The sequence below is a fragment of the Streptomyces yatensis genome (assembly GCF_018069625.1).
Lineage (GTDB): Bacteria > Actinomycetota > Actinomycetes > Streptomycetales > Streptomycetaceae > Streptomyces > Streptomyces yatensis.
In genome coordinates this window covers 503587-517444 of record NZ_CP072941.1, presented here as the reverse complement: position 1 = coordinate 517444, position 13858 = coordinate 503587, and the positions used below count along the sequence as shown (strand labels likewise).

Below are 13858 nucleotides of genomic sequence, written 5' to 3'. Positions count from 1 at the left end.
GCCGTGAATGTACGTCAAGCGTCAAGTGAAAGAATTTCTTCGAGAAGGAGCGATCTCATGAGCACCAACCCCTTCGAGGACCCCGAGGGCACGTATCTCGTGCTCGTCAACGATGAGGGGCAGCACTCCTTGTGGCCGGCGTTCGTCGAGGTTCCTCAGGGCTGGCGCACGGTCCTGACCGACGCCACGCGGGACGCGGCGCTTGAATACGTGAACGCCCACTGGACCGATATGCGCCCCACGAGCCTGATCAAGGCCATGGAAGGCGCCGACGCGGCCTGAGGCCGCGCCCGCCGGACCGCCGTGTGGCCCGCCCCGCCGGGACGCCTCCGACGCGTCGAACCCGAAGGGCGGGCCACACCCATGCCCGTACACCCGTCGTACCAAGGAGGATGGAGGAGCGAGATGCCGGTCGTTCACGTCAACGGAATACAGCTCCACTACGAGGAAGCCGGCGAGGGCGAGCCGGTCGTGATGATCCAGGGGACCGGCGCCGGCGGCACCGTGTGGCAACTGCACCAGGTGCCCGCCCTCACCGCCGCCGGATTCCGCGTGATCACCCTCGACAACCGTGGCATACCGCCGACCTCGGAGTGCCCTGAGGGGTTCACCCTCCAGGACATGGTCGGCGATGTGGCGGCGCTCATCGAGCACCTCGGGATCGGTCCCTGCCGGGTCGTCGGCACGTCCCTGGGCGCCTTCATCACGCAGGAACTCGCCCTGTCCCGGCCCGATCTCGTGCGCCGGGCCGTCCTCATCGCCACCCGGGGCCGCACCGATATGCTGCGCGCCGCGATCACGCGTGCCGAGATCGAGCTGCACGACGCCGGGGTGGAGCTCCCGCCCCGGTACGCCGCCGTGGTCCGGGCCCTGAAGTCGCTGTCCCCGCGCACCCTCGACGACGGCGAGGCGATGGCCGACTGGCTCGATCTGTTCGAGCTGTCGCCCGCGGCCGGCCCCGGACAGCGCGCGCAGATGGACTTGAGCACGCTGGACCACCGGCTCGAGGCATACCGGGGCATCCCCGTCCCCTGCCAGGTCATCGCCTTCGCGGACGACCTGATCACCCCCGCCCACCTGGCGCGCGAGGTCGCCGACGCCATCCCGGGAGCCGAGTACGAACTCATCGAGGGCTGTGGGCACTACGGCTATCTGGAGGACCCCGCGACGGTGAACAAGGTGATGGTGGAGTTCCTCACCGGGGCGGCCGCGCGCTGACCACGGGGCGGCGAGTGGCACGGGAACGAGAAAGAGGGGGGAGGCGCCCGGCCGGGGGTACCGGACGGCCCTCCCCCCTCGTCACGGGGGTTGCCCGGCCGCTACCGCCGCGGGTGGCCGGGCGACGGTGCCTGGTCCGTCCGGGGCACGGGGGACTGCGCGTACGGGGCCGGCCGGCCCGTCGGCGCACCGGTCCCGCCCTCGGCCGGGGCCGCTACGGCGGACGTCTCCTGGCCGGTCCCGGACATGCCGCCGGGCCACCAGTTCCACCGGCCCAGCGCCGTCATCAGCGCCGGCAGCACGAAGATCCGGATGACCACGGCGTCCAGCATGATCGCTGCCGCGAGTCCCACGCCCAGCTGCTTGAACTCGACCGCGTTGAGCGTGCCGAAGATCGAGAACACCGCCACCATGACGATCGCGGCACTGGTCACGACGCCCGCCGAGCGCACGATGCCCTCACGCACCGAGTCCCTCACGGACGCGCCCGCCACCGCCATCTCCCGGATCCGGCTGACCACGAACACGTGGTAGTCCATGGACAGTCCGAAGAGCACCACGAACAGGAAGAGCGGGAGCCAGGACACCACCGTGCCCGAGCTGTCGAAGTCGAGCAGACCCTCCGCCCAGGTGTGCTGGAAGACCGCCACCAGGACACCGAACGAGGCGGCCGCGGAGAGCAGGTTCAGCAGCACCGCCGACAGCGCCACGGCCAGAGAGCGAAAGATCACCGCCATGGTGCCGAAGGTCAGCAGCAGCACGAAGCCCACCACCCAGGGCATGCGCTCCTCCAGATGGTCCGTGAAGTCGGTGCCCTGGGCCACCGCGCCGCCGACGCCGCTCTCGGCGTCCGGGACCTCGTCCAGCGCCTGGGGCACCCACCCGCGCAGCACCTTCAGCGACTCGGTGGCCTTGGGGTTCTTCGGCGGATACGGCGTGCCCACCTCGACGGTGTGCACCCGGTGGTCCCCGGACTCGCGGATCACCGGCGTCTGGTCGTGGGCGAAGAGGCTGTTGCCCTCGGTGCGTTCGATCAGCCCCCGCAGCGCGGCCTTGACCTGGCCGGCTTCGTCGGCAGGAGCCCGTACCGCCACCTTGTGCACGGTGCCCTCGCTCGGGAAGGCGTCGGTGAGCCGGTCGGTCGCCTGCACGACCGGGATGTCCCGGGACAGGTCGTCCTGGCCGGGCTGCTTGAGCTTCATGTCCAGGGCGGGCAGGGCGAGCAGCAGCAGCGCGCCGATGGACACCACGAGCGTGAGCGCCGGCTTGAGCAGCGCCGGGCGCAGCAGCACCGGCCACACCCGCGATTCGCCGGAGCGCATCGTCAGCCGCCACAGGAACGGCACCCGGGGACGGTCCACCCAACGGCCCAGCTTGGCGAGGAGGGCGGGCAGCACGGTCACCGAGCCGAGGACCGCGACCGCCACGACGATGATGGAACCGGTGGCCAGGGAGGCGAAGGTGGCCTCCTGGGCCAGATAGAGCCCGGCCATCGCCACGATCACCGTGGTGCCGGACACCACGACCGTATGTCCCGATGTCTCCGCGGCGATGTCGATGGCGTCGAGGTGGGACTTTCCCTTACGGCGCTCCTCCCGCTCCCGCTTGAGGTAGAAGAGCGAGTAGTCGACGCCGACGGCCATGCCCATGAGCAGAATGACATTGCTCACCGCGCTGGTCTCCGGCAGCACATGCGACGCCAGGGTCGACAGCCCCATCGCGGTGACCACACAGGACAGGGCGAGCAGCACGGGCACTCCGGCGGCGATGATCGCGCCGAAGACCACCAGCAGGATCAGCAGGGTCAGCGGAACGCTGATCAGCTCGGCCCGCCTGAAGTCCTTGCCGATGGTGTCCGACATGCCCTTCGCCGTCGAACCCGTGCCCACCTGCTCGATCTTGAGCCCGTCGTGGGTGCGGTCGGCCTCGGCGCTCACATCGAGCAGCGGGCGGACCCGGTTGATGGCGTCGTCCTCGTCACCGTTCATCGTCACCGGTACGAGCAGGGCCTTGCCGTTCGGCGCGGGAACCGGCGCACCGACGCTCCGCACCTCGGGCAGCGCCTTCATCCGGCCGGTGATGTCCTTGGCCGCCCGCTGCGCCGCCTGCCGGTCCAGCTTCCCGCCTGACTCGGCGGTGATGAGCACGTTCTCCTCGGGCCTCTTGGTGAAGTCCCCGGAAGAAGCGATCTTGCCCGCCCGGCCCGACTCCCGGACCCCGGACTCCTCGGAGTCGAGCTTGTTGGTGCCGGCGGCGCCGCCGAGGAAGAGGCACAGGACGACGAACACGACCCACAGTCCGATCGCGGACCACGGATGTGTGGCACTCCATCGGGCAACCCGTAACGTCGCCGGTTTCTTTCGCACTGTCTGCGTCCTCCCAATGGTGCCGAACCGTTGTGGCGGCTGCCGGGCTTATGACGCTAAAACGCTAGTTCCATGTCCCGGACGTCGACACGGGGTAAACCGCCTCGGTAGCCATTGTTTCCCGCAACTGTCACCCTGCGGTTCTCCGCAGGGTGACAGTTGCGGAAAACCGTACTCGCCCAGGCGAAAGCTTGACCGGAGGAAACTGCAGCCATTAGTTTCATATTCCGGTTCGTCCTTTCCGATGGAGTAAGAATTCCATTGGCAGGTAAATGCCGCACCGTGATGCGAATCAAGGGGAAACAATGGAAACCACGGTCCTCACTCGGCAGCATGTTGCCAAGATCGTCCAGGGAAAGGGATTAGACCTTTTCATGGACCGGATGATCGACCGGCTCGACGAGGCGTTCCGTGCGGAAAGCCGATGGGGCATCACCCCGGCGCGGGACGGATTCCTGCGCGGTCCTCAGAACACCGCCGTCCTCGAATGGATGCCGCACCACCAGCCCGGCGACTCGATCACCATCAAGACCGTGGCGTACACCCCCACGAATCCGTCCACCCACCAGCTGCCCACCATCATCGGCACGATGGCCCGCTACGACGACGTGACCGGCCGTCTGCTGGCCGTCGGTGACGGGATCCTGCCCACGGCCGTCCGCACCGGCGCCGCGTCCGCCATCGCGAGCCGGCTGCTCGCCCGCCCCGACAGCCGGGTCCTCGGCCTGGTGGGCGCCGGCGCCCAGGCGGTGACCCAGGCCCACGCCCTGAGCCGGGTCTTTCCGCTGGACCGGATCCTCGTCCACGACATCGAGCCCGCCCACGCCGAGTCCTTCGCCGAGCGCGCGGAATTCCTCGGTATCGACGTGGAGGTGGCATCCGTCGCGGAGATCGAGGCGGCATCGGACATCATCTGCACCGTCACCTCGGTCGGCGTCGGGGACGGCCCGGTCCTCCACGGCGAGCGGCTGCGCCCGCACGTCCACATCAACGCCATAGGCGCCGACCTGATCGGCAAGTACGAGGTGCCGCTGTCCGTGCTGAAGGCCGCCTTCGTCACCCCCGACCACCAGGGGCAGGCGCTGCGCGAGGGGGAGTGCCAGCAGCTCGACCAGAGCGAGCTGGGCCCGGAGCTGCCCGCCCTGTGCGCCGACCCGGCGCTCGCCGAGGGGCGGCGGGAGCAGCTGACCGTCTTCGACTCGACCGGATTCGCCCTGGAGGATCACGTCGCCTTCGACGTGCTCCTCGAACTCGCCGAGGAGGCCGGCATCGGCGACCGGATGCAGCTGGAACACCTGCCGGAGGACGCGCTCAACCCGTACTCCTTCCAGTGACCGCACCGGGCTGTGCCCGCCCGGACGTGGGGCCCCGGACAGCCCGGTGGCGTCTTGGACGCCCAGAGGATCTCGACGACGTGGGGGAGCACGTCGTCGAGCACCTCGGTGGCCATGCCCCCGCCCGTCGCGCGCCTCAGGACTCCAGATACCGCAGGACCGCCAGGATCCGCCGGCTGTAGCCGGCGGTGTGCGACAGGTCGAGCTTGTCGAAGATCGTGTTGAGGTTCTTCTCCACCGAGCTCAGCGAGATATGCAGTTTCTGCGCGATGGCCGTGTTGGTGTGGCCCTGCGCCAGCGTCTCCAGAACACTGCGCTCGCGCGGGGTGAGCCGGGCGAGCGGGTCACCGTGCGTGGTGCGGATGACCAACTGCCGCACGACCTCCGGGTCGATGGCCGCGCCACCCGCGTGGATCCGCTCCAGCGCGTCCAGGAACTCCTCGACCTGGGCGACCCGGTCCTTCAGGAGATAGCCGACCCGCTCCGCGTTGGACGCCAGGAGCTGGGCCGCGTAGTTGCGCTCCACGTGCTGTGACAGCACGAGCAGGCTTATCCGGGGCCAGCGCTTACGGATCTCCAGGGCGGCCCGCAGCCCGTCGTCGGTGTGCGTCGGCGGCATCCGGATGTCGACGACGACCATGTCGGGCATCCGCTCCTCGACCTCCTTCATGAGGGACACCGCGTCACCCACCGCGGCGACGACCTCATGGCCCTCCTCGACCAGCAGACGTACCAGTCCTTCCCGTAGCAAGGTCGAGTCCTCGGCGAGGATCACGCGCATGGAAGCTCCGCGGTAATGGTCGTGGGTCCCCCGAGGGGGCTGTCGATGTGCAGCAGACCGTCGAGCGCGCTCACCCGGCTGCGCAGTCCGGTGAGGCCGCTGCCCGCCGGATCGGCTCCGCCGGTGCCATTGTCCTCGACCCGGACCACCAGCACCGCCCCGTGCAGCGCGAGCCGGATGGCGACGGCCGTGGCGCCGGAGTGCTTGGCGGCGTTGGTCACGCACTCCGACACCACGAAGTACGCCGCGGTCTCCACCGTCTGTGGCAGCACACGGTCGACCTCGAACTCCATGCGGATGGGTAGGGAGCACCGCTCGGAGACCCCGCTGAGCGCCTCCTTCAGCCCCAGGCTGTCCAGGGCGGAGGGATAGATCCGCCAGGTCGCCTCCCGGAGTTCGGTGATGACCTCCTGGGACTCCTGGTGGGCCTGGTGCAGCAGCGCGTCCACCTGCTCGGGGTTGCGGCCCCGGCTGCGGCGCGCCCGGCCGAGCAGCATGGCGAGTGCCACCAGGCGCTGCTGGATGCCGTCGTGGAGATCGCGCTCGATGCGACGGCGCTCGGCGTCGACGGCCTGGAGGACCGCTGCCCGGCTGGTGGCCAGCTCGTCGATGCGCTGCCGCAGCAACTCCCGCTCCGACGGCCCGAAGCACTCACGGGCCAGCCGGGCGTCCAGCGCCGCGAGGGAGTAGATGCCCTGCACGTCCAGGAACAGCAGCACCCCGCCGAGCAGGGCCTGGGTGAGGAGTTCCTGCAGATCGAGATGGCCCTGGACCAGTTGCATGGCCAGCACCGCGGCGAGGATGACACCGAACCCCAGCAGTCCCACGACGATGGTGCACAGCACCCCCGTGTAGCTGCGGATCGCCAGATAGCGCAGGACCTTCTGGTCGGACGACTTGTAGTGCTCGGGGAAACGATCGCCGAAGAAGACGAAGCGGCGCGCCCGGTCCAGCCCCGCGAGCCGACGGGCCCCGGAGGCGAGCGCGGCCAGGGCGCCGGGCCGGGTGCGCGGCCATAACAGAAACGGGGCCATGGCCGTGCCGGCGATCAGCAAGTAGACAAGTCCGATCAGGGCCGTGCAGCAGCCGAGGAGTGCTCCCGGAATCTTGCGCGGCCACGAGGATTCCGCCGCCCCCCTGCCGCCGTCGTTCTGACCGGGCGAGCCGAGAAACAGGTGATGGGTGGCGAAATTCGGCAAATCCCCCTGCACGGGGGCCAAGCCTAGCCCGGCCGCACAGCCCGGGCAAGATCGCCCGGGCTGCGGCGCGAGCACAGCGGAGGGGCCGGGGGACGCGTGGTGGCTCATGAAGCGGGGCGCTGCCTGCCGCGGCCGCGGAAGCGCACGACCACGTAGACCACGATGGCCACCACCACCGCGACCAGCACGACCTTGGAGAGGACACCGACGTAGGTCTCCACCTCGTCCCACTGATCGCCCAGCCAGTAGCCGGCCATCACCAGCACCGTGTTCCAGACCAGGCTGCCCAGCGTGGTCAGCAGGGCGAAGACCGGCAGCGGCATCCGCTCGACCCCCGCCGGAATGGAGATGAGGCTCCGGAAGATCGGCACCATACGGCCGATGAAGACCGCCTTGGTGCCGTGCCGCTCGAACCACTGCTCCGTACGATCCAGGTCGGACGTCTTCACCAGCGGCAGCTTCGCCCAGATGGCGTGCATGCGCTTGCGGCCGACGAGCATGCCGATCCAGTACAGCACCAGCGCGCCCACCACCGAACCGAGCGTGGTCCAGAACAGCGCCGAGGCCAGGCTGATCACCCCCTGCCCGGCCGCGAACCCGGTCAGGGGCAGGATCACCTCACTGGGCAGCGGCGGGAAGAGGTTCTCCAGCGCGATGGCCAGACCGGCTCCCGGCCCGCCCATCGCGTCCACGAGGTCCGCGGCCCAGCCGGCGATGCCGTCCGAGGGCTCCTGGGGCAGAGCCAGGGTCATCAAGTGCATGCGTGGTCTCCAACATGGCGGTCAGGCGCCGGAGCGCTTCGCGGCCCCGACGCCTGTCAATCTAGAAACCGCCGACCAGCGAAGACATGAGGATTGCCGCCCAACCCGGTGGTGTTCTCCGCAGCGCTCGCCCTGCGGGAAACCGCAGATCAGCCCGGTGCCGGCCACCCGGCCACACCACGCGCGGCGGCCGGTCCCCGCCGGGCCGGCTCAGGAGAACTCGGCCCGCACCGCCTCCGTGTGCTCGCCGAGCCCCGGCACCGGCCGCATCGGCGCCCTGCGGCCCGCCACCTCCACCGGCGGCAGCAGACCGCGCAGCGGCCCGACCGGGGAGCCGAACTCGCCCCAGCGGTCGCGTGCGTCGAACTGGGGGTGGGCACCGAACTCCGCGATGTCGCGCAGCCGGGCATTGGCGATGCCCGCCCCGTCCAGCAGCGCGATCAGCTCCTCGGCGGTGTGCTCCGCGAAGCACGACTCCAACTCGGCCGTCAGCTCCTCGTCATGGGTGCGCCGCAGGGGATTGTCCGCGAACCGCGGATCGCGGATCAGCTCCGGGCGGCGGAGCACCCGCTCGCACAGGGCGGCCCATTCACGATCGCTCTGCACACTCAGGAACACCTGAGCGCCGTCCCCACAGCGGTAGGCGCCGTACGGCGAGATCGACGGGTGGCGGGCGCCGCTGCGGACGACCCCGGCACCGCCGTACGCCTGGGCGAAATAGGGGTGCCCCATCCACTCGCCCAGCGCGTCGAGCAGGCTCACACTCAAGTCCGTCCCCGCACCGGTGCGCTCCCGCTCGTAGAGCGCGGTGAGGATGCCGGTGTAGGCGTACATCCCGCCCGCGATATCGGCGATCGAGATCCCGGGGCGGGCCGGGGCCTCCGGGCTGCCGGTGATCGACAGCAGCCCCGCCTCGCACTGGATGAGCAGGTCGTACGCCTTCTTCTCGCGGTACGGGCCGCTGTCCCCGTAGCCGGAGATGGCGCAGGTGATCAGGCGGGGATGGGCGGCCCGCAGCGTCCGCGCGCCCAGGCCCAGCCGGTCCACGGCGCCGGGCGCCAGATTGTGCAGGAAGACATCGGCGCGGGCGAGCATCGCATCGAGCAGCGCCCGGTCGGCGTCGTCCTTGATGTCCAGGACGACGCTCTCCTTACCGCGGTTGATCCAGACGAAGTAGGCCGACGCGCCCTTGACCTCGCGGTCGTAGTCACGGGCGAAGTCACCGCGCCCGGGCCGCTCCACCTTGATGACCCTGGCTCCCAGATCGGCGAGCTGGCGGGTGGCGAACGGGGCGGCGACGGCCTGCTCCAGGGCGACGACGGTGATGCCTTCCAGCGGCTGCGCGGGCACGGGCGGCTCCTTCGGTGCGGGTAGCCCCTGTCTACCCCGTGCCGGGCGGCGGCCGAACGCCGCCCGGCACGCCGGGTTCAGCCCAGCAGCTCCCGCAGAAAGCCGATCTGCTCGGCCTGCTGATGCGTGCCCCCGCCCTCGTGGCCGTTGAAGGACCACACCTTGAGGTCCTTCTCACCGGCGTAGTGGTGATGGGCGGCGAAACCGCAGGAGGTCGGGGTGATCTCGTCGCGCAGGGCGGTCGAGAAGAGGGCCGGCGCGTTGGCGCGGGCCGCGAAGTTGAGCCCGTCGAAGTGGTCGAGCGTGGCGAACACCCGCTCGGCCAGATGGCGCTGTCCGGCGCAGAAGCGGGCCAGTTCACCGTAGGGGTCCGCGTCGGTGATCTCGACCGCGCGCCGGATGTGGGTCATGAACGGCACATCCACCAGGGCCGCCGTCAGATCCGGCACCAGCCCGGCCGCCGCCAGGGCCAGCGCACCGCCCTGACTGCCGCCGCTGACCACGATCCGCGCGGAATCCACCAGCGGATGCTCACGGGCGGCCTCCACCGCCCGTACCGCGTCCGTGTACAGCCGGCGGTAGTAGTAGTCGTCAGGGGAGAGGACGCCCTGGGTCATCTTGCCCGGTGTCTCGGGCCCGGTGCCGCCGACCGGGTCGGGGGTGACGCCGGGCGAGTGCTGGACCCATCCCTGGCCCCGGCTGTCCATCACGAAGACCGCGTAGCCCACCGACGGCCACAGCAGCCAGTTGTGCGGCAGCCCCCGGCCGCCGTTGTAGCCGAGGTACTGCACCACGCACGGCAGCGGGCCCGCCACCTCCCGCGGGGCCAGCAGCCAGCCGCGTATCCGGTGCCCGCCGAAGCCGGAGAACTCCACGTCGTAGGTCCGCACTCGGGTCAGCCCGGTGTCCTCCTCGGTGAACACCGCGTTCAGCTCACAGGCGCGGGCCTCGGCGAGGGTCCGCGTCCAGAAGGCGTCGAAGCCGTCCGGCTCGGGCAGCGGGGGCCGGTAGGTGCGCAGCTGCTCCAGGGGCAGGTCGATGAACACGGTGGGCGGACCTCCGTAGCGATCGGTGCGGCGATGAACTGGGGCGATACGGGTCGCAGACCCGGACGGGCGGGACCGGTGGGCGGTGGGGTGAAGGATGGCATATCAGGTGTGAGGGAGGGCACTGGTGATATGGGTCCGTCCGGGCAGCCGTGCAGTGTTCGAGTCCTCGGTCATAAGAGAGCGCGGAGTGGGGGCGCGGTACTGGACCGGACCATGAGCCGGGTGGACAGCTCGGTCCGGATCGCCTCCGGTATTTCGCCGGTCATCAGCCGTAGCAGCGTGCGCAGCGCCGCGGCCGCCATCTCCGACAGCGGCTGACGGACCGTCGTCAGCGCGGGCGTGATCCAGCGGGCCTGTGGCAGATCGTCGAAGCCCACGACGCTGATGTCCCGCGGCACCCTCAGCCCCCGTTCCCCGGCCGCCTGGTACACACCCGGCACCATCTGATCGGAGCAGACGAAGACGGCCGTGGGCGGCCCGGGCAGATCCAGCAGCTCGGCCATCCGGTGGCGCGCCCCGGCCTCGCTGATGTCGCCGTAGCGCACATACGCGGACGGCACCGGCAGCCCGGCAGCGGCCATCGCCGACCGGTACCCGGCGACCCGGCCGCCGTCGCGCACCGCCCGCCCCGGGCCGCCGAGCACCGCGATCCGGCGGTGCCCCAGCTCGATGAGGTGCTCGGTCGCGGCCATCCCGCCCTGCCAGTTGGCGGCCGCCACGGACGGCACCCCGGGCGGCGGGTCATGCGCGGGGTCGAGCATCACGAACGGGATCCGGTGCTCATCGAGCCAGGAGTACTGGGCGGGCGCGAGCTCCGTGAGATGGAACAGCACACCGGAGCTGCCCCGGGCGTACAGCTTGTCCGGCCAGCCGTGCTCGCCCGGGCCGCCCCGGCCACGGGTGGCCGCGGCCGAGACCACCACCTCGAGTCCCGCCTCGTGCGCGGCCTCCGCCGCGCCGTGCAGCACCGCCCCCGACCAGGCGCCGTCGAGTGAGTGCACCACCAGGTCGACCATCGCGGCCGGTCTGGGCGTCTCACAGCGCGGTCTGCGGATGTACCCCAGGCGGTCCAGGACCTCGGTGACCCGGCGACGGGTCTCGGGGGCCACGTCCTCCCGGCCGTTGACCACCTTCGAAGCGGTCGGCACCGACACACCCGCCTCACGGGCGACGACTGCCAGCGTGGGCCCCGTCGATCCCGAGGAACGAGCCATCGAGACTCCCTTCCCTAACCGCCCACGTGGAACCCTGACCGGGCAGCAATCGGTTTCTACCCTAAGGCCGCCTCAAGTCGCCGGGAAGACCCGGGAGTCGAGGGGGACGCCCCATGCCTCCTTGTCGCCGCCGCCCGCCGAAACGTTGCCGGCTCCCCGCACCATCTCGACGGCTTCCGAAGCGGCAGCTGTATTCATCGGGTCTATGTGGGCGGGATCCATGAGGGCCGCGCTCATCTCTTGCCGTATCCCTTGACACCTCCGATGTCTTCTTGGTTGTCTACGTCGCGCTCGTGCTCCTCCTCGGCCGTCATCCGCACGGCCGCGTTCGGTCCAGCTCGCTCGTCTCCAGTTCCGTCGCTCTGGAAGGCAGCACGTCATGGTCACGATCCGGCACGTTCTGCGCGGCCTGTTGGCCGCGTTGGTCCTCGCCCTCCTGCCACTGCAGGGGCCCGCCTGGGCCGCCACCTCCCACCCGGCCTCCACACCCGCCCCCGGCCACGGCTGGACCGGCACCTGGGAGGCCGCGGCGTCCGGGACGGTCCCCGCTCTGCCCGGTCAGTCGATCCGCAATGTGGTGCACACCAGCGTCGGCGGCCACGCCGTCCGCGTCCGGGTGACCAACCGCCTGGGCACCGCGCCCCTCCAACTCACCTCCGTCACCGTCGCGTTGCAGGAGAGCGGAGCGCCCAAGAGCGCGGCCGCCCGGGCCGGGACCATGCGCACGGCCACCTTCCGCCACGCGGCCTCGGTCACCGTTCCGGCCGGTCAGGACGCGGTCAGCGATCCGGTGCCGCTGCGGGTGGCCCCGGACGTCAACCTGCTGATCACCCTCTACACGCCGGTCGACTCGGGCCCGGCGACCTACCACCACTCCGCCCTGCAGACCTCGTTCCTGGCGCCGGACGGCGACCACACCGCGCAGGAGAGCGGCGCCGCGTACACCGCCACCACCGGCTCCTGGTACTACGTGACGGGTGTGGATGTGCTCGGCGCCCCCGCCGCGGGCAGCGTGGTCGCCCTCGGCGACTCCATCACCGACGGCTCCGGATCGACGTCGAGCGCCAACCGCCGCTGGCCGGATCGGCTCGCGGCCCGGCTGCGCGCGCTGCCCCCGCAGCGCCGGCTGGGGGTGCTGAACGCCGGGATCGCGGGCAACCGCGTTCTGCTGGACGGCACCGGGCCCAGTGCCCTGTCCCGGCTGGACGCGGATGTCTTCTCCCGCTCCGGGGTGCGTGCCGTGGTCCTGATGGAGGGCATCAACGACATCAAGGGCAATCCCAATCAGACCGATCCCGCCGCGTTCGAGGACGCGTACCGCCGGATCGTGGAACGGGCCCACGCCCGTGGCATCCGCGTCATCGGCGGCACCATCACCCCGTTCGGCGGCAACGGCAACTACACCGCGGCGCGCGAGGCGGTGCGGCAGTCCGTCAACGCCTTCATCAGGGACGGCGGCCTGTTCGACGGGGTGGCGGACTTCGACGCCGCCGTCCGCGACCCCGCCGCCCCGGACCATTCACTGCCCGCCTACGACTCTGGCGACCATCTCCACTTCAACGACGCGGGACTGCGGGCCATGGCCGACGCGATCGACCTGCGCGACCTGCGCCCCGCCCACTGACCACACGGACCCGCTCCCGTAGGAAGCTCAGCTGCTCGCACGGAGCTCAGCCGCCCGCACCGAGTTCAACCGCCCGCACGGAGTTCAGCCGCCCGCACCGAGTTCAACCGCCCGCACGGAGTTCAGCGGTCGATCCGCGCTCCGTGCGGGCCCGTGTCCGGCACCTCCCCGACCCGTGCCGCGGCCGGGTTGAGCACCCGGGTGAGAAAGGCCCGGGTGCGGGGATGGACCGGATCGGAGACGACCTGCTCCGGTCCGCCCTCCTCCACGATCACCCCGTCGTCCATGAACACGACCCGGTCGGCGACCTCCCGTGCGAAGCTCATCTCATGGGTGACGACCAGCATCGTCATCCCCTCGTCCGCCAGGGCGCGCATCACGGCGAGCACATCGCCGACCAGTTCCGGATCGAGCGCCGAGGTCGGCTCGTCGAAGAGCATCAACTCCGGCTCCATGGACAGCGCCCGGGCGATGGCCACCCGCTGCTGCTGTCCACCCGACAGCTGGGCCGGATAGGCCGACTCCTTGTCGCTCAGACCGACCCGGCGCAGAGTGTCCCTCCCGATCCGTACCGCCTCCGCCTTGTCGCGGCGCAGCACCCGCCGCTGGGCGATGGTGAGGTTCTCCAGGGCGGTCAGATGCGGAAAGAGGTTGAACGCCTGGAACACCATGCCGATCCGCCGCCGCACCCGGTCGATGTCCACGTCCGGGTCGGTGACCTCGGTCCCCGCCACGGTGACCGAGCCCGAGGTCGGCTCCTCCAGGAGGTTCACACAGCGCAGCAGCGTCGACTTGCCGGATCCCGACGGGCCGATGACACAGACCACCTCGCCCCGCCGGACGGTGAGATCGATGCCCTTGAGCACCTCCAGCGCGCCGAAGGACTTGTGCAGCCCCGCCACCTGGATGGCGATGCCGTCCGCCTCGCCGGTCTCCTTCGCCACCGTCGTCTCCTTCACGCC

Annotated in this window: 13 protein-coding genes; 4 read left to right on the top strand and 9 right to left on the bottom strand. The window is 70.6% G+C overall.

Features of this window, described 5'->3' with window-relative positions:
- Positions 1-57: 57 nt before the first annotated feature.
- The gene (locus J8403_RS02325) at positions 58-282 is read left to right on the top strand and encodes an MbtH family protein (protein ID WP_211121593.1); all 225 of its coding nucleotides are present in this window, start codon (positions 58-60) and stop codon (positions 280-282) included.
- Between the two features lie 123 nt (positions 283-405).
- Positions 406-1218 carry an alpha/beta fold hydrolase gene (locus J8403_RS02320; protein ID WP_211121592.1) on the top strand — a complete coding sequence of 271 codons (813 nt, stop codon included), beginning with the start codon at positions 406-408 and terminating at the stop codon, positions 1216-1218.
- A gap of 101 nt (positions 1219-1319) precedes the next feature.
- Here J8403_RS02320 and J8403_RS02315 read toward each other — a convergent pair whose 3' ends face one another.
- A complete protein-coding gene (locus J8403_RS02315) occupies positions 1320-3506 on the bottom strand; it encodes an MMPL family transporter (RefSeq protein ID WP_246585649.1) in 2187 nt (728 codons plus the stop codon).
- A gap of 452 nt (positions 3507-3958) precedes the next feature.
- Between J8403_RS02315 and J8403_RS02310 the strand changes: the two genes are divergently transcribed.
- Positions 3959-4918 (top strand): ornithine cyclodeaminase family protein, encoded by a 960-nt coding sequence (locus J8403_RS02310; protein ID WP_246585648.1) that lies wholly within the window; start codon positions 3959-3961, stop codon positions 4916-4918.
- Between the two features lie 136 nt (positions 4919-5054).
- Here the strand turns inward: J8403_RS02310 and J8403_RS02305 are convergent, their stop codons facing one another.
- The 7 genes from J8403_RS02305 to J8403_RS02275 form a co-directional block, all read right to left on the bottom strand.
- A complete protein-coding gene (locus J8403_RS02305; RefSeq protein ID WP_211121589.1) occupies positions 5055-5699 on the bottom strand; it encodes a response regulator in 645 nt (214 codons plus the stop codon).
- Positions 5690-6910, bottom strand: a complete 1221-nt coding sequence (locus J8403_RS02300) for a sensor histidine kinase (RefSeq protein ID WP_425519745.1) — start codon at positions 6908-6910, stop codon at positions 5690-5692. The genes J8403_RS02305 and J8403_RS02300 overlap by 10 nt, the downstream gene beginning before the upstream one ends.
- Positions 6911-7002: 92 nt before the next feature.
- Positions 7003-7659: a DedA family protein gene (locus J8403_RS02295; RefSeq protein ID WP_211121587.1), complete on the bottom strand. Its 657-nt coding sequence runs from the start codon at positions 7657-7659 to the stop codon at positions 7003-7005.
- A gap of 210 nt (positions 7660-7869) precedes the next feature.
- Positions 7870-9009 carry a CaiB/BaiF CoA transferase family protein gene (locus J8403_RS02290; RefSeq protein ID WP_211121586.1) on the bottom strand — a complete coding sequence of 380 codons (1140 nt, stop codon included), beginning with the start codon at positions 9007-9009 and terminating at the stop codon, positions 7870-7872.
- Positions 9010-9086: 77 nt separating this feature from the next.
- Positions 9087-10055, bottom strand: coding sequence for an acetylxylan esterase (locus J8403_RS02285; RefSeq protein ID WP_211121585.1), 969 nt, complete (start codon positions 10053-10055; stop codon positions 9087-9089).
- Positions 10056-10228: 173 nt separating this feature from the next.
- A complete protein-coding gene (locus J8403_RS02280) occupies positions 10229-11272 on the bottom strand; it encodes a LacI family DNA-binding transcriptional regulator (protein WP_211121584.1) in 1044 nt (347 codons plus the stop codon).
- 72 nt (positions 11273-11344) lie between these two features.
- Complete coding sequence (locus J8403_RS02275; protein WP_211121583.1) at positions 11345-11509, bottom strand: hypothetical protein; 165 nt, start codon at positions 11507-11509, stop codon at positions 11345-11347.
- 142 nt (positions 11510-11651) lie between these two features.
- On the opposite strand from J8403_RS02275, the gene J8403_RS02270 reads away from it, so the two are divergent.
- Positions 11652-12896, top strand: coding sequence for an SGNH/GDSL hydrolase family protein (locus J8403_RS02270; protein ID WP_211121582.1), 1245 nt, complete (start codon positions 11652-11654; stop codon positions 12894-12896).
- 122 nt (positions 12897-13018) lie between these two features.
- Here J8403_RS02270 and J8403_RS02265 read toward each other — a convergent pair whose 3' ends face one another.
- Positions 13019-13855 (bottom strand): amino acid ABC transporter ATP-binding protein, encoded by an 837-nt coding sequence (locus J8403_RS02265; protein ID WP_425519744.1) that lies wholly within the window; start codon positions 13853-13855, stop codon positions 13019-13021.
- Positions 13856-13858: the final 3 nt, after the last annotated feature.

What these genes read in the sequence shown, in the direction of transcription:
- J8403_RS02325 (WP_211121593.1), top strand. Translation starts at nt 58, where the DNA reads ATGAGCACCAACCCCTTCGAGGACCCCGAGGGCACGTATCTCGTGCTC.
- J8403_RS02320 (WP_211121592.1), top strand. Translation starts at nt 406, where the DNA reads ATGCCGGTCGTTCACGTCAACGGAATACAGCTCCACTACGAGGAAGCC.
- J8403_RS02310 (WP_246585648.1), top strand. Translation starts at nt 3,959, where the DNA reads ATGGACCGGATGATCGACCGGCTCGACGAGGCGTTCCGTGCGGAAAGC.
- J8403_RS02305 (WP_211121589.1), bottom strand. Translation starts at nt 5,699, where the DNA reads ATGCGCGTGATCCTCGCCGAGGACTCGACCTTGCTACGGGAAGGACTG.
- J8403_RS02295 (WP_211121587.1), bottom strand. Translation starts at nt 7,659, where the DNA reads ATGCACTTGATGACCCTGGCTCTGCCCCAGGAGCCCTCGGACGGCATC.
- J8403_RS02280 (WP_211121584.1), bottom strand. Translation starts at nt 11,272, where the DNA reads ATGGCTCGTTCCTCGGGATCGACGGGGCCCACGCTGGCAGTCGTCGCC.
- J8403_RS02275 (WP_211121583.1), bottom strand. Translation starts at nt 11,509, where the DNA reads ATGAGCGCGGCCCTCATGGATCCCGCCCACATAGACCCGATGAATACA.
- J8403_RS02270 (WP_211121582.1), top strand. Translation starts at nt 11,652, where the DNA reads ATGGTCACGATCCGGCACGTTCTGCGCGGCCTGTTGGCCGCGTTGGTC.